Annotated in this window: 18 protein-coding genes and 8 tRNA genes; 6 read left to right on the top strand and 20 right to left on the bottom strand. The window is 53.3% G+C overall.

The window, feature by feature from the left end; translation table 11 throughout:
• Nucleotides 1-96 precede the first annotated feature (96 nt).
• The 13 genes from ACOT0L_RS11805 to nagB all read right to left on the bottom strand — a co-directional run bounded on the left by ACOT0L_RS11805 (nt 97) and on the right by nagB (nt 7,068).
• Nucleotides 97-171: transfer RNA gene (locus ACOT0L_RS11805), tRNA-Gln, on the bottom strand.
• A gap of 34 nt (nt 172-205) precedes the next feature.
• Nucleotides 206-280, bottom strand: a tRNA-Gln gene (locus ACOT0L_RS11810).
• 41 nt (nt 281-321) lie between these two features.
• Nucleotides 322-398: transfer RNA gene (locus tag ACOT0L_RS11815), tRNA-Met, on the bottom strand.
• A gap of 17 nt (nt 399-415) precedes the next feature.
• Nucleotides 416-490 (bottom strand) — tRNA-Gln (locus ACOT0L_RS11820).
• Between the two features lie 32 nt (nt 491-522).
• Nucleotides 523-597, bottom strand: a tRNA-Gln gene (locus tag ACOT0L_RS11825).
• A 32-nt stretch (nt 598-629) separates the two neighbouring features.
• Nucleotides 630-704 (bottom strand) — tRNA-Gln (locus tag ACOT0L_RS11830).
• A 23-nt stretch (nt 705-727) separates the two neighbouring features.
• Nucleotides 728-812: transfer RNA gene (locus ACOT0L_RS11835), tRNA-Leu, on the bottom strand.
• An 8-nt stretch (nt 813-820) separates the two neighbouring features.
• Nucleotides 821-897: transfer RNA gene (locus tag ACOT0L_RS11840), tRNA-Met, on the bottom strand.
• 225 nt (nt 898-1,122) lie between these two features.
• Nucleotides 1,123-2,787: an asparagine synthase B gene (gene asnB, locus ACOT0L_RS11845; protein WP_015571128.1), complete on the bottom strand. Its 1,665-nt coding sequence runs from the start codon at nt 2,785-2,787 to the stop codon at nt 1,123-1,125.
• Between the two features lie 250 nt (nt 2,788-3,037).
• Nucleotides 3,038-3,790: a ribonucleotide monophosphatase NagD gene (gene nagD / locus ACOT0L_RS11850; protein ID WP_003858667.1), complete on the bottom strand. Its 753-nt coding sequence runs from the start codon at nt 3,788-3,790 to the stop codon at nt 3,038-3,040.
• A gap of 45 nt (nt 3,791-3,835) precedes the next feature.
• Nucleotides 3,836-5,056, bottom strand: a complete 1,221-nt coding sequence (gene nagC / locus ACOT0L_RS11855) for a DNA-binding transcriptional regulator NagC (protein WP_126504370.1) — start codon at nt 5,054-5,056, stop codon at nt 3,836-3,838.
• An 8-nt stretch (nt 5,057-5,064) separates the two neighbouring features.
• Entirely contained in the window at nt 5,065-6,213 is a 1,149-nt protein-coding gene (nagA, locus tag ACOT0L_RS11860; RefSeq protein WP_421637259.1) for an N-acetylglucosamine-6-phosphate deacetylase, read from the bottom strand.
• Nucleotides 6,214-6,267: 54 nt separating this feature from the next.
• Nucleotides 6,268-7,068: a glucosamine-6-phosphate deaminase gene (nagB, locus tag ACOT0L_RS11865; RefSeq protein ID WP_003858663.1), complete on the bottom strand. Its 801-nt coding sequence runs from the start codon at nt 7,066-7,068 to the stop codon at nt 6,268-6,270.
• Between the two features lie 325 nt (nt 7,069-7,393).
• Here nagB and nagE point away from each other — a divergent pair, with 325 nt between their 5' ends.
• From nagE to chiQ, 4 genes are all read left to right on the top strand, one after another.
• A complete protein-coding gene (gene nagE, locus ACOT0L_RS11870) occupies nt 7,394-9,343 on the top strand; it encodes a PTS N-acetyl glucosamine transporter subunit IIABC (RefSeq protein WP_022647444.1) in 1,950 nt (649 codons plus the stop codon).
• A 169-nt stretch (nt 9,344-9,512) separates the two neighbouring features.
• Entirely contained in the window at nt 9,513-11,180 is a 1,668-nt protein-coding gene (gene glnS / locus ACOT0L_RS11875; protein WP_015571127.1) for a glutamine--tRNA ligase, read from the top strand.
• Nucleotides 11,181-11,627: 447 nt separating this feature from the next.
• A complete protein-coding gene (chiP, locus tag ACOT0L_RS11880; protein WP_017694280.1) occupies nt 11,628-13,025 on the top strand; it encodes a chitoporin ChiP in 1,398 nt (465 codons plus the stop codon).
• A 47-nt stretch (nt 13,026-13,072) separates the two neighbouring features.
• Nucleotides 13,073-13,399, top strand: coding sequence for a ChiQ/YbfN family lipoprotein (chiQ, locus tag ACOT0L_RS11885; protein WP_023299602.1), 327 nt, complete (start codon nt 13,073-13,075; stop codon nt 13,397-13,399).
• Nucleotides 13,400-13,491: 92 nt separating this feature from the next.
• On the opposite strand, the gene fur is transcribed toward chiQ, so the two are convergent.
• From fur to ybfF, 4 genes are all read right to left on the bottom strand, one after another.
• Nucleotides 13,492-13,938, bottom strand: a complete 447-nt coding sequence (gene fur / locus ACOT0L_RS11890; protein ID WP_003858655.1) for a ferric iron uptake transcriptional regulator — start codon at nt 13,936-13,938, stop codon at nt 13,492-13,494.
• A gap of 291 nt (nt 13,939-14,229) precedes the next feature.
• Complete coding sequence (gene fldA, locus ACOT0L_RS11895) at nt 14,230-14,760, bottom strand: flavodoxin FldA (RefSeq protein WP_003858653.1); 531 nt, start codon at nt 14,758-14,760, stop codon at nt 14,230-14,232.
• 155 nt (nt 14,761-14,915) lie between these two features.
• Nucleotides 14,916-15,203, bottom strand: coding sequence for a LexA regulated protein (gene ybfE / locus ACOT0L_RS11900; protein WP_003858652.1), 288 nt, complete (start codon nt 15,201-15,203; stop codon nt 14,916-14,918).
• 128 nt (nt 15,204-15,331) lie between these two features.
• Entirely contained in the window at nt 15,332-16,105 is a 774-nt protein-coding gene (gene ybfF, locus ACOT0L_RS11905; protein WP_126504368.1) for an esterase, read from the bottom strand.
• A 183-nt stretch (nt 16,106-16,288) separates the two neighbouring features.
• On the opposite strand from ybfF, the gene seqA reads away from it, so the two are divergent.
• Nucleotides 16,289-16,834 carry a replication initiation negative regulator SeqA gene (gene seqA, locus ACOT0L_RS11910; protein WP_003858650.1) on the top strand — a complete coding sequence of 182 codons (546 nt, stop codon included), beginning with the start codon at nt 16,289-16,291 and terminating at the stop codon, nt 16,832-16,834.
• 24 nt (nt 16,835-16,858) lie between these two features.
• Nucleotides 16,859-18,499: a phosphoglucomutase (alpha-D-glucose-1,6-bisphosphate-dependent) gene (gene pgm, locus ACOT0L_RS11915; RefSeq protein ID WP_421637260.1), complete on the top strand. Its 1,641-nt coding sequence runs from the start codon at nt 16,859-16,861 to the stop codon at nt 18,497-18,499.
• A gap of 110 nt (nt 18,500-18,609) precedes the next feature.
• Here pgm and potE read toward each other — a convergent pair whose 3' ends face one another.
• The 3 genes from potE to speFL form a co-directional block, all read right to left on the bottom strand.
• A complete protein-coding gene (gene potE / locus ACOT0L_RS11920; RefSeq protein ID WP_022647448.1) occupies nt 18,610-19,923 on the bottom strand; it encodes a putrescine-ornithine antiporter in 1,314 nt (437 codons plus the stop codon).
• Complete coding sequence (speF, locus tag ACOT0L_RS11925) at nt 19,920-22,118, bottom strand: ornithine decarboxylase SpeF (protein WP_022647449.1); 2,199 nt, start codon at nt 22,116-22,118, stop codon at nt 19,920-19,922. Before speF ends, potE begins: the two co-directional genes overlap by 4 nt.
• Before the next feature lie 255 nt (nt 22,119-22,373).
• Complete coding sequence (gene speFL, locus ACOT0L_RS11930) at nt 22,374-22,478, bottom strand: leader peptide SpeFL (protein WP_003858645.1); 105 nt, start codon at nt 22,476-22,478, stop codon at nt 22,374-22,376.
• Nucleotides 22,479-22,747: the final 269 nt, after the last annotated feature.

Raw genomic sequence — 22,747 nt, forward strand, 5'->3', positions numbered from 1 at the left:
AGCCCCGTGGGAGAGGGTTAGGGTGAGGGCATCAGGCCGCACTATTCTGAGCAACAAAAACAAAAAAGCCCGCAGAGCGGGCTTTTTTGTTTTAAGTGGCTGGGGTGCAGGGATTCGAACCCCGGAATGCTGGTATCAGAAACCAGAGCCTTACCGCTTGGCGACACCCCAATTGCGTTAAACAAACTGCTTAACGACTTTAAAGTGGCTGGGGTACGAGGATTCGAACCTCGGAATGCCGGAATCAGAATCCGGTGCCTTACCGCTTGGCGATACCCCAACAATGTTCAGTTTACCGAATCGTATTCGATAACATAAATATGGTGGCTACGACGGGATTCGAACCTGTGACCCCATCATTATGAGTGATGTGCTCTAACCAACTGAGCTACGTAGCCAGTACTGCAATCTTCGATGGCTGGGGTACCTGGATTCGAACCAGGGAATGCCGGTATCAAAAACCGGTGCCTTACCGCTTGGCGATACCCCAATACCGCGGAGAACCGCATGATCGAAGAAATATGGCTGGGGTACCTGGATTCGAACCAGGGAATGCCGGTATCAAAAACCGGTGCCTTACCGCTTGGCGATACCCCAATACCGCGGAGAACCGCATGATCGAAGAAATATGGCTGGGGTACCTGGATTCGAACCAGGGAATGCCGGTATCAAAAACCGGTGCCTTACCGCTTGGCGATACCCCATCCGTGCAACGCTTACCTGGGAATGGTGCGGGAGGCGAGACTTGAACTCGCACACCTTGCGGCGCCAGAACCTAAATCTGGTGCGTCTACCAATTTCGCCACTCCCGCAAAAAAGATGGTGGCTACGACGGGATTCGAACCTGTGACCCCATCATTATGAGTGATGTGCTCTAACCAACTGAGCTACGTAGCCATCTTTTTTTCGCGTTACCTTATCGGCGTTGCGGGGCGCATTATGCGTATAGACCCTTGCAGCGTCAACACCTTTTTCAATGAAAATAGCCGGAATGTGACTGTTTGGTTAGGTTGCGAACAGCGAGGCCGAATATTCGACAATTATTGGTTATTAATCGATTTTATGCGGGGAAAAGAGAGGAAAAAAAATCAGGCCCCGGAGGGCCTGATGATACTCTGAACATTATTTATAGGCAGACTGGTGAACGCCCACTGCGCGTCCTGACGGATCGTTCATGGCTTTGAAGGATTCATCCCATTCAATGGCTTTAGCAGAAGAGCAGGCGACCGATGGACCACCCGGTACGCACTCGGCTGCACTTGGAACCGGGAACAGCTCCTCAAAGATTTCACGGTACAAATACGCTTCTTTCGAGGCTGGCGTGTTGTACGGGAAGCGGAAGCTCGCAGTTTCCAGTTGTTGATCAGAAACCTGTTTTGCCGCCACCTCTTTCAGGGTGTCGATCCAGCTGTAACCCACGCCATCGGAGAACTGCTCTTTCTGACGCCATGCCACGCTCGCCGGCAGGTAGGATTCAAAACATTCACGCAGGATATGTTTCTCCATTTTGCCGTTGCCGCACATTTTGTCCTGCGGGTTGATGCGCATCGCCACATCGAGGAATTTCTTATCGAGGAACGGCACGCGGGCTTCCACACCCCAGGCGGACATCGCTTTGTTGGCGCGCGCGCAGTCAAACATGTGCAGCGCCTGTAGCTTACGCACCGTTTCTTCATGCAGCTCTTTGGCGTTTGGCGCTTTGTGGAAATAGAGGTAACCGCCAAACACTTCGTCAGAACCTTCGCCGGAGAGCACCATCTTGATGCCCATCGCTTTGATCTTACGCGACATCAAATACATCGGCGTGGAGGCGCGAATGGTGGTCACATCATAGGTTTCAATGTGATAGATCACATCGCGGATCGCATCCAGACCTTCCTGTACGGTGAAGTGAATTTCATGGTGCACCGTGCCGAGATGGTTCGCCACTTCCTGGGCGGCTTTCAGGTCAGGTGCCCCTTCCAGACCCACGGCAAAGGAGTGCAGCTGCGGCCACCAGGCTTCAGAGCGCTCCTGATCTTCCACGCGACGTGCGGCGAATTTCTTGGTAATCGCGGAGATCACGGAGGAGTCCAGACCGCCGGAGAGCAGTACGCCGTAGGGTACGTCTGACATCAGGTGGCTTTTCACTGACTCTTCCAGGGCCTGACGCAGTTCGGCTTTGTCCGTCACGTTGTCTTTCACCGCTTCATAATCAAACCAGTCGCGCTGATAGTACGGGCGGATCTCGCCGTCTTTACTCCACAGGTAGCTACCTGCCGGGAACTCTTTGATGGTGCGGCACACCGGTACCAGGGCTTTCATCTCTGAGGCAACGTAGAAGTTACCGTGTTCATCGTGTCCCATGTACAGCGGGATAATACCAATATGGTCGCGGCCAATCAGGTAAGCGTCTTTTTCGCTGTCGTACAGCGCGAAGGCGAACATACCTTGCAGGTCGTCGAGGAACTCCGGGCCTTTCTCCTGATACAGCGCCAGGATCACTTCGCAGTCTGAGCCTGTCTGAAACGCGTAGCGATCGCCGTACTCGGCGCGCAGCGCCTGATGGTTGTAAATTTCACCGTTAACAGCCAGCGCGTGCGTTTTTTTCTCGTTATACAGCGGCTGTGCGCCAGCGTTGACATCAACAATGGAGAGACGTTCGTGAGCCAGAATCGCTTTATCGCTGGCGTATACGCCTGACCAGTCCGGACCGCGATGGCGCATCAGGCGGGACAATTCGAGTGCTTTTTTACGCAGTTCGCCCGCGTCAGTTTTAATATCCAGTACGCCAAAAATAGAACACATAACCTTCTCCGTTAACCCTGTTGCGTTGTGATGTTGCTTGCTTATGAAAATGCCGCAAAAGGGGGAGGGGGCGCAAGCGTTTTACCGATGAAAACGTAAAAAGTGCAATGGCAATTGCCGAATCTTAAAAAAAGAGTATGCATTAAGCCATTCTATTGATGATTTCTCAATGAAGAGCTGATTTCGTTAGATGAAGTGATATTTTCAGGCAGCGGAAATGAAAAACCACGCCCTGGGGCGTGGTTCTGAATCAAATAACGTCGATTTCGTCGACAGAGGGGTAAATCCAGCTTGGCCGGAACGGCATCGTATCAATGTCATCAAGCTGTGAAACGCCAGAAAGCACCAGGATGGTTTCAAGCCCGGCCTGGAAGCCGGCCAAAATATCGGTGCGCAGGTTGTCGCCAACAATGACGGTTTCTTCTGAGTGTGCTTGCATCGTATTCAGTGCAGCGCGGATGATCCACGGGCTCGGTTTGCCGACAACAAACGGCTTACGGCCTGAGATTTTTTCGATACCGGCGCACAGCGCACCGCAGGCGGGATAAAAACCACGACCATGCGTATCCGGGTTAGTGGCGATAAAACGTGCACCATTGGCGACAAAGTAGGCTGCTTTATGCATCATCTCCCAGTTAAAGGAGCGCGTTTCGCCCACGATGACAAAGTCCGGATTCACATCGGTGATGGTGAAGCCCGCTTTATACAGCTCGTGGATCAGCGCGCCTTCGCCAACCACGTAGGCTTTTTTGCCTTCCTGACGCTTCAGGAAATCCGCGGTCGCCATCGCAGAGGTATAAAACACGCTGTCCGGGACATTGACGCCCGCGGTAGCAAAGCGATTTGCCAGATCCTGACCAGTCTGTGAAGGGTAGTTCGTGAGAAGAACCAGTGGCATTCCTTTGTCGATGATGCGGTGAAGAAACTCCGCAGCACCTGGCACGGCAACGTTGTCGTGCATCAGCACGCCATCGATATCACAAATTACATTCTTAATGGTCATGGACAATCCGACATCAAAAAAAGAAGGCGTTACTATAAGGTCCGATCAGGATTCCAGCAAATGTTGCAGCAGGATCCCGTTGAGCATGGCACGTTTTACCAGGGCGAATGCGCCAATTGCCGAGCGGTGATCGAGCGTAGATCGCACCACCGGCAAATTCTGGCGAAATGCCTTCAGCGCCTGGGTATTGATGCAGCCTTCAATGGCAGGCAGTAATACTTTTTCGGCTTCAACGATCTCGCCGGCGATCACCACTTTTTGCGGATTAAACAGGTTGATGGCAATGGCGATGGTCTTACCCAGGTGGCGTCCTACCTGTTCGATCACTTCGCAGGCCAGCGCATCGCCTTTGTTTGCCGCTTTGCAGATGGCACCGATCTTACAGTCGCCCAGCGTGACGCGGCTCTGATAACCCTGCTCCAGCAGGTGGCGGACGCGATGTTCAATGGCGGCATTGGCGGCAACGGTTTCAAGACAGCCAAAGTTACCGCAGTGGCAGCGCTCGCCAAGCGGTTCCACCTGGATATGACCGATCTCGCCTACGTTACCGTTACGACCAATAAAAATGCGGCCTTTCGAGATGATACCCGCACCTGTACCACGGTGAACGCGCACCAGAATAGAGTCTTCGCAGTCCTGGCTCGCACCAAAGTAGTGCTCCGCCAGCGCCAGCGAGCGGATATCGTGACCAACAAAGCAGGTCAGCTTGAAGCGCTTTTCCAGCGCCTCAACCAGCCCCCAGTTCTCTACCTTAATGTGCGGCATGTAGCGAATAACGCCGCTTTCCGGGTCAACCAGACCGGGTAAAATCACCGAGATGGCGATGAGTTCACGGATCTTGCGCTGACAGCTTTCGATAAACTGCGCGATGGTATTCAGTAACGCGTGTTCGAGCGTCTCCTGTGTGCGCTCAGGAAGGGGGTAGTGCTCTTCGGCAATGGCCTTGCTGCTCAGATCGTAGAGCGTAAGCGTGGTGTCATGACGGCCTAAGCGAACGCCAATGGCCTGAAAATTGCGGGTTTCAGTGACGATGGAAATCGCGCGGCGGCCGCCGGTGGAGGCCTGCTGATCCACTTCTTTGATCAGGCCGCGCTCAATAAGCTGACGTGTAATTTTTGTCACGCTGGCGGGAGCAAGCTGGCTTTGTTCGGCTATCTGAATGCGTGAGATTGGCCCGTGCTGGTCAATCAGGCGATAAACTGCCGCGCTGTTAAGTTGTTTAACGAGATCGACATTACCGATTTGAGCTTGTCCGCCTGGTGTCATACTTTTACTTACTCAGTGACGACCTCGTTACCATTAACGATGGTCTTAATAATTTTATAATCGTGTGTGAACGCCGTCAGGTTTGCAACCATACCTGGCGCAATACCGCCGAGCTGTTTATCGACGCCAATAGCGCGCGCCGGATAAAGCGTGGCCATGCGCAGCACTTCCTCAAACGCAATGCCGCAATGTTCAACGAGGTTACGTACCCCTTCGATCATCGTCAGAGAAGAACCGCTCAGCGTGCCGTTCTCATCCACACACAGTCCATTCCGGTAGTATATTGTTTTACCAGCAAAAATGAACTGGTCAATATTCGCTCCTGCCGGAGCGGTAGCATCCGTGACCAGGCAGAGCTTGTCGCCTTTAAGGCGCTTGGCGTTGCGGATGTTGGTGTAATCGACATGCAAGCCGTCGGCGATAATGCCGCAGTAGACGTCTGGTTCATCCAGAATTGCGCCAACCAGTCCCGGTTCGCGACCGGTAATATACGGCATCGCGTTATAAAGGTGTGTGGCAAATGTAATACCTGCGCGGAAACCGGCCTTCGCCTCTTTCAGCGTCGCGTTCGAATGGCCCGCAGATACCACAATCCCGGCGGCGGCCAGTTTGCTGATAACGTCCGTGCCGGTCATTTCCGGTGCCAGCGTCACTTTGGTGATCACATCGGCATTGGCGCACATGTAATCCACCAGCTCGGCATCCGGTTTGCGCACGTAGTTCGGGTTATGGGTGCCTTTCTTGACCATATTCAGCCATGGTCCTTCCAGGTGCAGACCCAGCGCCTGATTCGGATGTTTTGCCAGGTATTCGCGCATGACGCGGATACCCTGTTTCATCAGGTCATCGCTGCTGGTAATCAGCGTTGGCAGATAGCTGGTGCAGCCCGATTTCTCGTTGGCTTTTTGCATGATTTCCAGCGTTTCAACCGTTACCGCCTCTGCGGTATCGTTAAACTGGACACCGCCGCAGCCGTTAAGCTGTACGTCGATGAAACCGGGGGAGATTACTGCTCCATTGAGGGAACGTTGTTCGATCTCCGGCGGCAGTTCCGCCAGCGGGCAAACACGTTCAATCAGGCCATTGGCGATTACAATCGCATGGTCATCCAGAATTTCATGGCCGGTATAAATCCGACCGTGGGTTAAAGCGTACATATCGACCCCCGGTTAAAAAAGCGACCGCCCCTAATAAAAGAGGCGGTTATTCAATTACAGACCTTTAATGTTCTCAGCTTCCAGCTCGTTGAAGTATTTCAGCGTTTTCACTTTCAGCTCCATGGTGGACGGTTCGTCACACACGACAACCGCTTTTGGATGCAACTGTAAGCAGCTGATCGTCCACATATGGTTCACGTTGCCTTCAACGGCAGCCTGAAGCGCTTGCGCTTTCACTGCGCCCAGCACCAGAATCATCACTTCTTCGGCATCCAGCAGCGTACCCACACCCACGGTCAGCGCGTATTTAGGCACCTGATTGACGTCGCCGTCAAAGAAGCGGGAGTTAGCCACACGCGTGTCATGGGTCAACGTTTTAATACGGGTACGGGAAGCCAGTGAAGATGCCGGTTCGTTGAACGCGATATGACCATCGTTGCCTACGCCGCCCATAAACAGGTGGATTTTACCGTAGGAACGGATTTTTTCTTCATACTGACGGCATTCTGCGTCAATATCAGGCGCGTTTCCATTCAGCAGGTTAATGTTTTCAGCCGGAATATCAACGTGGTCGAAGAAATTACGGTGCATAAAGCTGTGGTAACTTTCCGGATGTTCCTTTGGCAGGCCGACATATTCGTCCATGTTGAAGGTCACAACATGTTTAAAGCTAACCTGGCCCGCTTTGTGCATTTCAACCAAAGCCTTATACGCGGTCAGGGGAGTACCACCGGTTGGAAGACCGAGTACGAAAGGACGATCGGCTGTTGGTTTGAACGCGTTGATGCGGTTAACGATATGACGAGCAGCCCATTTTCCGACTTGTTCAGCTGTTGCCAGGGGAATCAGTCTCATTATTCACCTCTAAAGTTTAAGTAAAAGTGGGCGGATGATTAGTGCAACCTGAACTAAGCGTAACCTGGAACCTTTCAGGCCGGATCAATCCGTCTTGATTTTTTGAATGATAAAATAAGTTTTCGTGGTTAGCCAGTGAAAGGGAGGGTTTAATACGATATTTGGTGACAATAATCACAAAAAATAGGTGTTTAATTTGCGATACGAATTAATTTTTCACACACTCACACTGCCAGTGAATCATCAACAGTATCTATCGTTCGTGACACAATAAAAACATAGTTAATGCGCGAGTCTTAACAAAGGGTCTCGTAGGGGGAATAGGATGAATATTTTAGGTTTTTTCCAGCGCCTCGGTAGGGCTTTGCAGCTCCCTATCGCCGTGCTACCGGTTGCAGCGTTGCTGCTGCGATTCGGGCAACCCGATCTTCTTAATGTGCCGTTTATTGCCCAGGCAGGCGGCGCCATTTTTGACAACCTTGCGCTGATTTTCGCCATCGGCGTGGCGTCAAGCTGGTCAAAAGACAGCGCCGGTGCTGCGGCACTGGCAGGGGCGGTAGGTTACTTCATCCTCACGAAAGCGATGGTAACCATCAACCCGGAAATCAACATGGGTGTACTGGCGGGTATCATTACCGGTCTGGTCGGTGGCGCCGTGTACAACCGCTGGGCGGGTATCAAACTGCCTGACTTCCTGAGCTTCTTCGGCGGTAAACGTTTTGTGCCGATTGCGACGGGCTTTTTCTGTCTGATCCTCGCCGCCATCTTTGGCTACGTTTGGCCACCGGTTCAGCATGCTATCCATGCGGGTGGCGAGTGGATCGTATCTGCGGGCGCAATGGGCGCGGGCATCTTCGGTTTCATTAACCGTCTGCTGATCCCAACCGGTCTGCATCAGGTACTGAACACCATCGCCTGGTTCCAGATTGGTGAGTTCACCAACGCGGCTGGCGCGGTATTCCACGGTGATATCAACCGCTTCTACGCAGGTGACGGCACCGCGGGCATGTTCATGTCCGGCTTCTTCCCAATCATGATGTTTGGTCTGCCTGGCGCCGCGCTGGCAATGTACCTGGCTGCGCCGAAAGCGCGTCGCCCAATGGTTGGCGGGATGCTGCTGTCCGTTGCGATCACCGCCTTCCTGACCGGCGTGACCGAGCCGCTGGAATTCCTGTTCATGTTCCTGGCTCCGCTGCTGTATCTGATGCACGCGATCCTGACCGGTATCAGCCTGTTCGTTGCCACCCTTCTGGGTATCCATGCAGGCTTCTCCTTCTCCGCAGGCGCTATCGACTATGTGTTGATGTACAACCTGCCGGCGGCAAGCAGCAACGTCTGGATGCTGGTGGTGATGGGCCTGATCTTCTTCGTTATCTACTTCGTTCTGTTCAGCGCGGTTATTCGTATGTTTAACCTGAAAACGCCGGGCCGCGAAGATACGAAAGATGATGTTGTGACCAGTGAAGCCAACAGCAATACCGAAGAGGGTTTAACCCAGTTGGCAACCAGCTATATTGCCGCTGTGGGTGGCACCGACAACCTGAAAGCGATCGATGCCTGTATTACCCGTCTGCGTCTGACCGTGGGCGACTCCGCCCGCGTGAGCGATGCAATGTGCAAACGCCTTGGTGCGTCTGGTGTGGTGAAGCTGAACAAACAAACCATCCAGGTTATCGTGGGTGCGAAAGCCGAATCTATCGGCGATGAAATGAAAAAAGTGGTTGCCCGTGGGCCGGTCGCTGCCGCCTCAACGGATAACGCGCCAGTAGCTGACGCGCCGGTTGCAAAACCGCAGGCTGTGCCAAATGCGGTGACCATCGCTGCGCTGGTTTCTCCGGTGACAGGTGACGTTGTTGCGCTTGAGCAGGTGCCTGACGAAGCGTTCGCCAGCAAAGCGGTCGGTGATGGCGTGGCGGTGAAACCAACGGACAAAACCGTGGTCTCTCCGGCAGCCGGTACTATCGTGAAAATCTTCAACACCAACCACGCGTTCTGCCTGGAAACGGAAAAAGGCGCGGAGATCGTTGTCCATATGGGTATCGATACCGTTGCGCTGAACGGTCAGGGCTTTACTCGCCTGGTGGAAGAGGGCGCTGAAGTGGCGGCAGGTCAGCCGATTCTGGAAATGGATCTGGAGTTCCTGAACGCCAACGCGCGCTCCATGATAAGCCCGGTAGTGTGCAGCAACATCGACGACTTCAGCGGTCTGGTGATCCAGGCGCAGGGGCAGGTAGTTGCAGGCCAAACGCCACTGTATGAGATTAAAGGCAAGTAATCGCTCCTGAGTAGAGTTATGCCTTTAGCGGCGGGGGATATCCTCCGCCGCTTTTTTTTGCAGCAATTGCCCCCATTATTTTCTTCCGGGACGTTTTAAGGGTTGTCACTACGTCCGGCTTATAAGATCATATGCCGTTATACGTTGTTTACGCTTTGAGGAATCCACGATGAGTGAGGCAGAAGCCCGCCCGAGTAACTTTATTCGTCAGATCATCGATGAAGATCTGGCCAGTGGTAAGCACACCACAGTCCACACGCGTTTCCCGCCGGAGCCAAATGGCTACCTGCACATTGGTCACGCCAAATCGATCTGCCTGAACTTTGGTATTGCGCAAGACTACCAGGGGCAGTGCAACCTGCGTTTCGATGACACCAACCCAGTAAAAGAAGACATCGAATACGTTGAGTCGATTAAAAACGACGTGCAATGGCTGGGCTTCAACTGGTCAGGCGATATCTGCTACTCCTCAGACTATTTCGATCAGCTGTATGCCTATGCGGTTGAACTGATTAACAAGGGTCTGGCATACGTCGACGAGCTCTCTGCTGACGAAATCCGTGAATACCGCGGTACGCTGACTCAGCCCGGTAAGAACAGTCCGTTTCGCGATCGTAGCGTGGAAGAGAACCTGGCGCTGTTTGAAAAAATGCGTGCCGGTGGCTTCGAAGAAGGTAAAGCGTGTCTGCGTGCCAAAATCGATATGGCGTCTCCGTTCATCGTGATGCGCGATCCGGTGCTGTACCGCATTAAGTTCGCAGAACACCACCAGACCGGTAACAAGTGGTGCATCTACCCGATGTACGACTTCACCCACTGCATCAGCGATGCGCTGGAAGGCATTACGCACTCTCTGTGCACGCTGGAATTCCAGGACAACCGTCGTCTGTACGACTGGGTGCTGGATAACATCACCATTCCTGTGCATCCGCGTCAGTACGAGTTCTCTCGTCTGAACCTGGAATACACCGTGATGTCCAAGCGTAAGCTGAACCTGCTGGTCACTGACAAGCACGTTGAAGGCTGGGACGACCCACGTATGCCGACCATTTCTGGCCTGCGTCGTCGTGGCTACACCTCTGCGTCCATTCGTGAGTTCTGCAAACGTATCGGCGTCACCAAGCAGGACAACACCATCGAAATGGCGTCTCTGGAATCCTGCATTCGTGAAGACCTGAACGAAAACGCGCCGCGCGCGATGGCGGTGATCGATCCAGTGAAACTGGTTATCGAAAACTATCCGCAGGGCGGGAGCGAACTGGTCTCTATGCCTAATCATCCGAACAAACCGGAAATGGGCACCCGCGACGTGCCGTTCAGCGGTGAAATCTGGATCGATCGTGCCGACTTCCGCGAAGAAGCGAACAAGCAGTACAAGCGTCTGGTGCTGGGCAAAGAAGTACGTCTGCGTAACGCCTATGTAATCAAAGCCGAGCGCGTAGAGAAAGATGCGGAAGGTAACATCACGACCATCTTCTGTACGTACGACGCAGAGACGCTGAGCAAAGATCCGGCGGATGGCCGTAAAGTGAAAGGTGTAATCCACTGGGTGAGCGCGCAGCATGCGCTGCCGGTTGAGATCCGTCTCTACGACCGTCTGTTCAGCGTGCCTAACCCAGGCGCAGCGGAAGACTTCCTGGCGGTTATTAACCCTGAGTCGCTGATTATCAAGCAGGGGTATGCCGAGCCGTCTCTGAAAGCCGCTGAAGCCGGTAAAGCGTTCCAGTTCGAACGTGAGGGTTATTTCTGCCTGGACAGTCGTTACAGCACGGCAGAAAAACCGGTATTTAACCGTACCGTGGGTCTGCGTGATACCTGGACTAAGATCGGCGAATAATAACGCTGCTCTGGTCAATGAGAAACAAACGCCGCGTAATGCGGCGTTTTTTTATTTAACGATCATGTCGTTAAGCATCGGGATAATCTTTTAAAGCCAACATTCCAGGTCAATGTGGTGCTACTTATTTTATTTAAAAAAAGTTTGTTGTTTTCCAAAAACAGACACGCTGAAAAATATATTCTCAATCTCAATGTTACTTACTGAAAATTAGCGTATTCCCCCGCCAGTACTCGCTTCCCGGTAAATGTTACAAAGCACTACGAAATATGTGCTCTTCGTCATAATCCTGACTTTTGCCTGATTAAAAGCATTGATAATTCGCGTCGCGAAAAATAACCTAAAGACGGTAGTTAATTCGAGGGTATTTCTGACTACCCCTGACCATTTGGTCTTTTCTGTTTTTCGCCGTTTAAGGCGTTTTAATTCGTCAAAGAGGAATAATCTATGCGTACGTTCAGTGGCAAACGTAGTGCGCTGGCGCTGGCTATCGCCGGTGTGACAGCAATGTCGGGCCTGGTGGTTGCGCCAGAGGCAAAAGCAGCAGGTTTCATTGAAGATTCCACCCTCACGGGCGGTATTTATTACTGGCAACGTGAGCGTGACCGTAAAGACGTCACTGAAGATAAATACAAAACTAACCTTTCTCACTCGACCTGGAACGCCAACCTGGATTTCCAGTCGGGATATGCCGCCGATATGTTCGGGATCGATATTGCAGCGTTCACCGCAATTGAAATGGCCGAAAATGGCGACAGCGGCCATCCGAACGAAATTGCGTTCTCCTCCAGCAATAAAGCTTACGACGAAGACTGGTCCGGCGATAAAAGCGGAATCAGCCTGTATAAAGCGGCTGCAAAATTCAAATATGGCCCGGTCTGGGCGCGTGGTGGTTATATCCAGCCAACCGGTCAGACGCTGTTAGCGCCGCACTGGAGCTTTATGCCAGGTACCTATCAGGGCGCGGAAGCCGGTGCTAATTTTGACTACGGCGATGCGGGGGCGTTGAGCTTCTCCTATATGTGGACCAACGAGTACAAAGCGCCGTGGCACATTGAGATGGACAAGTTCTATCAAAACGATAAAAAAACCAAAGTTGATTATCTCCACTCGCTGGGGGCGAAGTACGACTTCAAAAACGATCTGGTGCTGGAAGCGGCTTTTGGTCAGGCTGAAGGCTATATCGATCAGTACTTTGCTAAAGCCAGCTACAAATTTGATATCGCAGGTAGCCCGCTGAGCACCAGCTATCAGTTCTACGGTACGCGCGACAAGGTCAGCGATGGCAGCGTAAATGATATTTATGACGGCACCGCGTGGTTACAGGCGCTGACCTTCGGCTACAAGGTGGGTCAGGTTGATTTGCGTCTGGAGGGTACATGGGTCAAGGCAGAAGGGCAGCAGGGCTACTTCCTGCAACGTATGACGCCAACCTACGCCTCTTCCAATGGTCGTCTGGATATCTGGTGGGATAATCGCTCTGACTTCAACGCCGACGGTGAAAAGGCGGTCTTCTTCGGCGCAATGTATGACCTGAAGAACTGGAACCTGCCTGGCTGGGCAGTGGGTGCGTCCTACGCGTACGCCTGGGACGCGAAGCCAGCGGATATGGCTACGCCAGACGCCTACTACGATCCGAACTACCGTCTGAAAGAGTCTTCATACAGTCTGGATGCGATTTATACCCTGCAGGAGGGCCGTGCGAAAGGCACGATGTTCAAACTGCACTTCACCCAGTATGACAACCACTCCGATATCCCGAGCTACGCGGGCGGTTACGGCAACATCTTCCAGGATGAGCGCGACGTGAAATTCATGGTCATTGCGCCATTTACCATCTTCTGATGAATGCTGCGGCGGGCTGTGTCCCGCCGTTATGGAGAATGAACATGATGAAAAAAAGGGTAATCGTTGCGCTGCTGGCATTCGGGCTGGTGGCGTGCGCGCAGGATCAGGCGCCGAAAGAAGACTCCCGTCTGAAAGAGGCGTATAGCGCTTGCATCAATACCGCACAAGGTTCACCTGAGAAGATTGAAGCCTGTCAAAGCGTGCTGAACGAGCTAAAAAAAGACAAAGCCCATGAGCAATTCGCCACGCAGGAAAACGTTCGCGTGATGGATTACCAGGCCTGCATTCAGGCGCGTAAAACCGGTAACGATCAGGAAGTGGCGAAGCGTTGCGATAAGATATGGGACGAGATTCGCAATAACAATAAATAAGTTGCTTTACGCCCGGTGGCGCTGCGCTTACCGGGCTTTTTCCAGGCAAAAAAAAGCCAACCTCACGGCTGGCTCAGAGTATGAACACTGACTTATTTTGCGTCGTGCGCATGTTCATTTTCGCGGCAATCCCCTTCAGCACAGTGACCGTACAGGTACAGGCTGTGGTTGGTCAGGCGGATGCCATGACGGGCGGCGATTTCACGCTGGCGTGATTCAATGGAATCATCACTAAATTCAATGACCTTGCCACAGTCGAGGCAGATCAGGTGATCATGGTGGTGCTGCTGAGTCAGCTCGAACACGGATTTACCGCCTTCGAAATTATGACGAGTAACAATGCCCGCGTCATCAAACTGGTTCAGCACACGATAGACGGTTGCCAGCCCAATCTCTTCACCCATATCGATAAGACGCTTATAAAGGTCTTCCGCACTGACATGGTGATTGTCTGGCCCCTGAAGCACTTCAAGGATTTTTAACCGAGGAAGCGTTACTTTCAGGCCAGCTTTCTTTAATGCGGTATTGTTGTCAGTCATGCGGAATCTGTCCTGTTGCTAAACGATTCACTTCAAAAGAAGAAGTGACAGAAAATGCACTTGGGATAATGCGTCTCATTATAGAACTGCCATGGCTAAATGAAAACTGCAAGTCTCAAGCAAAGTATGCTTATAAAAACGTGGTATCACCAACAAACTTGTTCGATGGCACCCACTTTTTACCAGGGGGATATTGTACAGGTCTGGACGAAAAAGTTAAAAGTTTGTAGCAATTAATTTAATCGGTTTTACCTGGACAACGGGCGCAACCGGAGTTGCGCCGCAGGGATATCAGGCGTTAAGGATATCGTCCAGGTTCAGCTCTTCACGAACCTGCTTAACCCATTTTTCTACACGCTCTGCGGTCAGCTCTGGCTGACGGTCTTCATCAATGGCAAGGCCAACGAAGTGATCGTCATCTGCCAGACCTTTGGAAGCTTCGAAGTGGTAACCCGCTGTTGGCCAGTGACCAACGATCGCCGCACCGCGCGGCTCAATGATGTCACGAATAGTGCCCAGCGCATCACAGAAATACTCAGCGTAGTCTTCCTGATCGCCACAGCCAAACAGGGCAACCAGCTTGCCGTTGAAGTCGACTTCTTCCAGCGTCGGGAAGAAATCGTCCCAGTCACACTGTGCTTCACCGTAGTACCAGGTCGGGATGCCCAGCAGCAGGATGTCATAGCCCTCGAGATCTTCTTTGCTGCTCTTGGCGATGTCATGCACATCAGCAACGTCTTTACCGAGCTGTTTTTGAATGTTTTTTGCGATATTTTCAGTATTGCCGGTATCACTGCCAAAGAAAATGCCGATGATTGCCATGAGTAAAATAACCTCTTGAAACTTAATGGTATGGTGGCGCAAATTGTCCACGGATAAGGGCAATAATAGCAGAACAGGCAACCCTGCGGAAACAGCTATCACGCAGGACTGCACTCTGTGCTACATGAAAAAGGTAATATTGGGGATTTTCTGACTCACGCCTTGCCGCGTAACGTCTCAAGCTGGGCGATCAGCATCTCTTCGATCAGTTCGCTGCGGCTGATGTTGCGCGCGTCAGCTAACTCGTTAAGCGCATCGACGGCATCGGCATTCAGCTTGAGTTCGACACGCTTAAGCCCACGATTTTTATCGCGTTTAAGCTGGTTGCGTTTATTGATACGCAGCTGTTCATCGCGCGAAAGCGGATTCGTTTTCGGTCGTCCCGGTCGACGCTCATTCGCGAACAGATCTAGTGTCGTACGGTCCGTTTGTTCTTTGGCCATGATTCTGAGACTTCGGGGGAAACACGCCGCCCTGCTAATGCCCGGGCGATAAGCGCGCCATCATACATCACCCATATCCACACGCCAACGACTGGAAGCCCGTCGTCTTCCGGTCGCTGGCTTTTTAATCAATTCGCTGTATCAGTAAGATAGCGGCGAATGGCGCGCAGGACCGCATCCGGTTTTTCCGCGTGGACCCAGTGCCCGGCACCGGCGATGACGTGAGCGCGAGCCTGCGGAAATTGCGCCAGCAGCGTGTCACGGTACGCGTCAGTGACGTAAGGGGAGTTGCCGCCGCGAATAAAGAGGGTAGGGTGCGGCCAGGCGGGGACATTTTCCCACCCCACAATATGCGAATACTGATCCCACAGTACCGGGACGTTAAAGCGCCATTGTCCGTCAACAAAGGATTTCAGCAGGAACTGGACCACGCCTTCTTCATCGAGATGCTCGCGCATAACGGCTGCCGCCTGCTGGCGTGTGGAGACGCCTGACTCTGTCACAGCATTGATCGCAGCGAAAATCTCATCGTGACGGCGAACGTCGTAATTGACGGGCGCAACGTCAATGACCACCAGACGGGAAATTCGCTCAGGGGCCAGCGCTGTAAGCGCCATCACCGCTTTACCGCCCATTGAATGCCCGATGAGCGTCGCTTTCTGGATATTATTCGCATCGAGGGTGTCCCGCAGATCCTGCGCCATGGCTGCGTAGGTCATCTCCTCAGAGCGCCCTGAAAGACCGTGATTGCGCATATCAACCTGGAGGATCTCGTGATCGGTCACTAAATCGCGCGCCAGCACGCCCAGGTTATCCAGGCTACCAAACAGGCCGTGAACCAGTACGATGGGAGAATTATTGTTCGGCGATTGTGCAGTTTGCGCTCGGGTATTCAATTTCATGGCAAAGTTCTTTTTTTAGGTTTGTCAGGTTAGGGTATCATGTTGACCATTCTGCCGCCCGGGGGCAAGGATCCAGTTTAATCTGACTTTTGCCGCCAACCTGGTTTGACGCTATCCGCTGTTGGGATTAGACCTTATAATCTCAACGACTTGTATTCAGATAAGATATCGCACTGGATTAAGATGAAAACAATCGAAGTTGATGACGAACTCTATCAGTATATTGCCAGCCAGACGCGGCATATTGGGGAGAGCGCGTCCGACATTTTACGGCGCATGCTTAAAATTTCCGCCGCCTCACAGCCCACTCCTGTCACTAAAGATGTTGTGTCTCAGCCGAGCGTTGTTGCACAAGTAAAACCTGCCGTCATGCCGGCAAAAGACAAAGTGCGCGCGATGCGCGAGCTGCTGCTGTCCGATGAATATGCAGAGCAGAAAAAGGCGGTTAACCGCTTTATGCTGGTGCTGTCTACACTTTACTCACTGGATAACAACGCATTTGCAGAAGCGACAGAGTCGCTGCACGGTCGCACGCGCGTTTACTTCGCAGGTGACGAGCAGACCCTGCTGCAAAATGGCAACCAAACCAAACCCAAACATGTTCCCGGTACGCCATACTGGGTGATCACCAATACCAATACGGGCCGCAAGTGCAGCATGATCGAACATATCATGCAGTCCATGCAGTTCCCGGCGGAATTGATCGAAAAGGTTTGCGGTACAATTTAACCCTTGCATCAGAAGGACCAGGCAATGGCAAATCACAGCCGTGCAGGACAACCTGCACAACAACGCGATTTGATTAACGTCGCTCAACTGACCGCGCAGTACTACGTGCTGAAGCCGGTGGTGGGCAACGCAGAACACGCAGTGAAGTTTGGTACATCTGGCCACCGCGGCAGCGCGGCGCTCCATAGCTTTAACGAACCGCACATTCTGGCCATTGCTCAGGCCATCGCGGAAGAGCGCGCCAAAAATGGCGTCACCGGTCCGTGCTATGTTGGGAAAGATACCCACGCCCTGTCTGAACCTGCCTTTATCTCCGTGCTGGAAGTACTGGCGGCAAACGGCGTAGACGTGATTGTTCAGGAGAACAACGGTTTCACGCCAACGCCTGCGGTTTCTAACGCTATTCTGGTACATAACAAAAAAGGTGGCGCGCAGGCGGACGGTATTGTGATCACCCCGTCCCACAACCCACCGGAAGATGGCGGCATCAAGTACAACCCACCTAACGGTGGCCCGGCGGATACCAACGTCACGAAAGTGGTGGAAGATCGCGCCAACGCGTTACTGGCTAACGGTCTGAACGGCGTGAAGCGCATCTCGCTGGATGAAGCCATGGCGTCCGGCCACGTGAAAGAGCAGGATCTGGTGCAGCCGTTCGTGGAAGGGCTGGCGGATATCGTCGATATGGCCGCTATCCAGAAAGCCGGTCTGAAGCTGGGCGTGGATCCGCTGGGCGGCTCCGGTATTGAATACTGGAAACGCATTGCCGAGCACTACAAGCTGGATCTGACCATCGTGAACGATCACGTCGATCAGACCTTCCGCTTTATGCACCTGGACAAAGACGGCGCGATCCGTATGGACTGCTCCTCCGAATGCGCAATGGCGGGCCTGCTGGCGCTGCGCGACAAGTTCGATCTGGCGTTTGCCAACGACCCGGACTACGACCGCCACGGTATCGTCACCCCGGCTGGGCTGATGAACCCTAACCACTACCTGGCTGTTGCGATCAATTATCTCTTCCAGCATCGTCCGCAGTGGGGCAAAGAGGTTGCGGTGGGTAAAACGCTGGTCTCTTCCGCCATGATTGACCGTGTGGTCGATGCGCTGGGCCGCAAGCTGGTGGAAGTGCCGGTGGGCTTCAAGTGGTTTGTTGACGGTCTGCACGACGGCAGCTTCGGCTTTGGTGGTGAAGAGAGCGCGGGGGCATCCTTCCTGCGCTTCGACGGCACCCCATGGTCAACCGATAAAGACGGCATCATAATGTGCCTGCTGGCGGCGGAAATCACCGCGGTTACCGGTAAGAACCCGCAGGAACATTACAACGACCTGGCAGCACGCTTTGGTGCGCCAAGCTATAACCGTATTCAGGCTGGCGCGACCTCTGCTCAGAAAGCCGCTCTGTCCAAACTCTCTCCGGAGATGGTCAGCGCAAGCACCCTGGCAGGTGACCCGATCACCGCGCGTCTGACGGCGGCACCGGGTAACGGCGCATCCATCGGCGGCCTGAAAGTGATGACCGAAAACGGCTGGTTCGCCGCGCGTCCATCCGGTACGGAAGATGCGTACAAAATCTATTGCGAAAGCTTCCTCGGCGCTGAGCACCGCCAGCAGATTGAGAAAGAAGCGGTAGAGATTGTCAGCGAAGTGCTGAAAAACGCGTAAGTGGTGTCTGGTGCGGGCTGATGCCCTCACCCAGGCCCTCTCCCACAGGGAGAGGGAGAAAACATTGATCTCGTAGGCCCGGTAAGCGTTAGCGCCACCGGGCTTCTTTTTTAACTATGCTTATTCTTCAGTTCAAACCGTGGTGACACCAGACCGTACAGCGTCCAGCCCATAAAGGTCACCATCGCGCCATACAGCATCGCCTCCTGACCGGACGAGTAGAGCGCATAGAAGCTGTAAATCGCCCCAATCAGCGCCACGATATTGGCCGCCCGGGCTTTGCGCGGATCCACCTTCGCCACCTTCTGAATAATCACCAGTGCCGCCATCGACAGAATGTACGGAATGATGTTCGTCACCACCGCCAGGTTGACCAGTACATTAAACTGGCTGTTCAGTGACGGGCTGATGGTCATCAGCGACAAACCGCTCTGGAAAATCACAATCGCCAGCATACCCTGTACCGGCGCATCCGCTTTGGTGACGCGGGAGAAGATTTTCGGGAAATAACCTTCGTCAGCGGAGGATTTGAATACCTGGGCGATGGTGAACTGCCAGCCCAGCAGCGAGCCGCAGCAGGACATTACCATCAGTCCCATGATCACTTTCCCTACCTCTGGCGTAAACATCTGCGCAAACGCCAGCCCGAACGGCGCCGTGGAGTTAGCGAGATCCATGTTGGGCACAATTCCCGCAATCACGTTGGTTGAGACGATATAGATCACCGCCGCCCCCAGCGTCCCGCCGAGTACCGCGATCGGCACGTTCTTTTCCGGGTTTTCCACCACTTCCGCATTCGCACAGGCTGACTCGAGACCGAGGAAAGCCCATAGCGTCATGGCGATGGACGATCCCACGGCGGTGAAGAACGGCACGTGGTGCGGGTTCCAGGAATTGGCGTACAGCGTCGGGCTGAACCAGAACCAGCCGATGATGCACAGACCGACAACCGGAATGATCACGCCCCAGACGGTGATGCTGCTGAGTTGTCCGGTGATGCGCGCGCCGCCAAAGTTGGCGACGGTGCAGATCCACAGCACGCCGATGGTCGCCAGCCCAATCTGCACCGGGGTCAGCGTCGCGCCAAACAGCTCCGTACCGTAACCGACAGCGGAAATGGCAATCGCCACGTTGGCGATCAGCAGCGACACGCCGTAGGTGTAGTTGGCCATAAAGTTGCCCGACTTGCCAAACGCATATTCGGCATAGCCGCCCATGCCGCCAGACTTACGGCTGAACATCCCGCACTTGGCAAACGCCCACGCCAGCGCCATTGAGCCGACTGCCGTTACCAGCCAGGAGATAATCGAAATCGTCCCCACTTCAGCGAGCTTAGTGGGCAGCATGATGATCCCGGACCCCATCATATTCACCATGGTGAGGATAGTGAGTTGTACCACGCCCATCTTGTTGGACTTACTCATAATTTTTCTCCTTTCAGCAGAGACGGCTGAGCGGCGGGTTGTTTAATGACGTAGCAGCGCACCTGTTTGCGCCCGTCACACTCCTCGACGTAAACCCCCTGTAACTCCGGCGCAAAGCCCGGCAGCAGATTGATCCCGTCTTCCAGCGCGGCGAAATAGCGCAGCACGGAACCGCCCCAGACTTCCCCCGGAACCACGCACAACACCCCCGGTGGGTAAGGCAGCGCGCCTTCCGCGGCGATACGGCCTTCCGCGTCGCGCAGTGACACCAGCTCGACCTCACCGCGCAGATAGGCATAGTTCGCCTCCTGCGGGTTCATCATGACGCGCGGGAAGTGAGACTTGCGGAACATCTCTTTCTGCAACTGTTTCACGTTATGGCGGGCGTAGAGGTCGTGCATTTCCTGACAAATCTGACGCAGGGAATAATCCGCATAACGTTCCGGATGTTGCTTATAAAGAGAGGGCAGAACCTCTTTCAGCGGCACATCGCTCTGGAGCAGTTTTTCGAAGCGCACCAGCTGGGCGACGAGCTGCTGCAATTTGCCCATGTCCTCCGCCGGGGTGAGCAGGAACAGAATGGAATTGAGGTCGCATTTTTCCGGCACGATGCCGTTTTCACGCAGGAAGTTGGCGAGGATGGTGGCGGGCACGCCGAAATCATCATACTCGCCGGTGCGGGCGTTGATGCCTGGCGTGGTCAGCAGCAGTTTGCAGGGATCAATAAAATACTGATGCTCGGCATATCCCTCAAAGGCGTGCCAGCGTTCGCCCGGAACGAAATGGAAGAAGCGCAGATCGGTGGCGATCTCCGCCGTATCCCAGCTTTCCCACGGACGGCCATCCACCGTCTCCGGCACGAACGGGCGAATAAACTGACAGTTCTGAAGGATCAGTTTTCGCGCTTCGATACCCGTCACCACGCAGTCCATCCACATGTTGCGCCCACTTTGCCCCTCGTGCATGCGGGCGTTGATATCCAGGGCGGCAAACAGCGGATAAAACGGGCTGGTGGAGGCGTGCATCATAAAGGCGTTGTTGAGGCGCTTATGCGGGACATAGCGCGGCTGGCCTTTTATGTGGCTGTCCTTCTTATGGATTTGCGAGGTTTGCGAGAAGCCCGCCTGCTGCTTATGCACCGATTGGGTAACCAGAATGCCCGGATCGTTTTCGTTCAGCTCCAGCAGCAGCGGCGAGCAGTCGGCCATCATCGGGATAAACTGCTCGTAACCCACCCAGGCGGAGTCAAACAGGATGTAATCGCACAGGTGACCAATCTTATCCACCACCTGACGGGCGTTATAAATGGTACCGTCGTAGGTGCCCAGCTGGATCACCGCCAGACGGAAGGGACGTTCATCCCGCGCGCGACCAGGCGCGACCTCTGACACCAGTTCCCGCAGGTAACTCTCGTCGAAACAGTGTGCGTCAATACCGCCGATAAACCCGTACGGGTTGCGGGCTGTTTCCAGATACACCGGCGTCGCTCCCGCCTGTAACAGTGCTCCGTGGTGATTAGATTTATGGTTATTGCGATCGAACAGCACCAGATCGCCTGGCGTGAGCAGGGCATTGAGCACCACCTTATTGGAAGAGGAGGTGCCGTTCAGCACGAAGTAGGTTTTATCCGCATTAAAGACTTTTGCCGCATGCTGTTGGGCGATGCATGGCGCACCTTCATGGATCAGCAGATCGCCCATTGCCACGTCGGCATTGCACAGATCGGCGCGGAAAAGCGTTTCGCCAAAGAAATCGACAAACTGGTTTCCGGCCGGATGGCGGCGGAAGAACTGGCCTCCCTGATGTCCGGGGCAGTCAAACGCGCTGTTCCCCTGCTGGACGTAATCGACCAGCGCGCGGAAGAACGGCGGGCGGAGCTGGGTTTCGTACTTCTGCGCAGCCGCTTCAAGCTGGCGTCCGTAGTACGCATTGCTGGTGTCGGAGTACTCAAAAACGCCGTGAATACGCGACAGAAATTCAGCCGGAACCCTTTCTTCTTTATGCGTGGCAATAAACACCGGAATACCGAATCCCGTGGCTTCTATTTCTTCTATTGCGCCATTGAAAATATCACTGACGGCCAGAACCACGGCTGCCACATCAATATAATCCGATGCGGTGATATCCACGATCTCGCGCGAAGTGGTAAAGCATTCAGGGCAGGCACGGCTGACGGCAATTTTTAACGTTTTCATCTTTATCTCTTTATTTCAGGCAATATGGGTCCCTCGACTTCTTGCGGTAAAGAAATCGATTTTTTCCGGAAAAAAAAGCAAAGCGTGTCCGCTGATACGAAATCAGTTAATTGCTTTTTTGCTGAGTAGAATTCAGTCCGCCCGGTTGCGGAGAATCTGAATCACAAGGAATGAGCGCAGGTGTTCACAGGCAACAGCCTGTAAAATAGCGTTTTTCAGGATAACCTGTAAGCGTATGCGCCAGAAGTCGAAGGACTACCGGGCGTTAAAGAGATGAAAGTCAAAACAGTTTCGGTGGGCAAACATCATGATATGTGTTGTCCGCCTTATATGGGGCATTAAACGATTATTGTTTTCCATGTTCATTTTCCTTTCAGTAATTGAAAGCACGGTCATTTTATCCAGGAAAAAGGGATTAACTGTGAAACAGATCACCAATAACCGATCATTTCAGAAATAATTAGTCGTTATGAGTGAATAATACAGATCAAAATGCTGTTTTGTTGGTTTGGTGTTAAGTTGGTGTTCTAAATATGTTTAGCGAGGGCGAATATAGGCATGAAAATAATCTCGTCGTTATTTTCATGGCTATATTCAGGCTGGTGTGTTCTTTATTTAAAATTAAAGTG

The sequence above is a fragment of the Enterobacter cloacae complex sp. XAL002 genome, assembly GCF_049236805.1.
In the GTDB taxonomy this organism is placed as follows: Bacteria; Pseudomonadota; Gammaproteobacteria; order Enterobacterales; family Enterobacteriaceae; genus Enterobacter; species Enterobacter intestinihominis.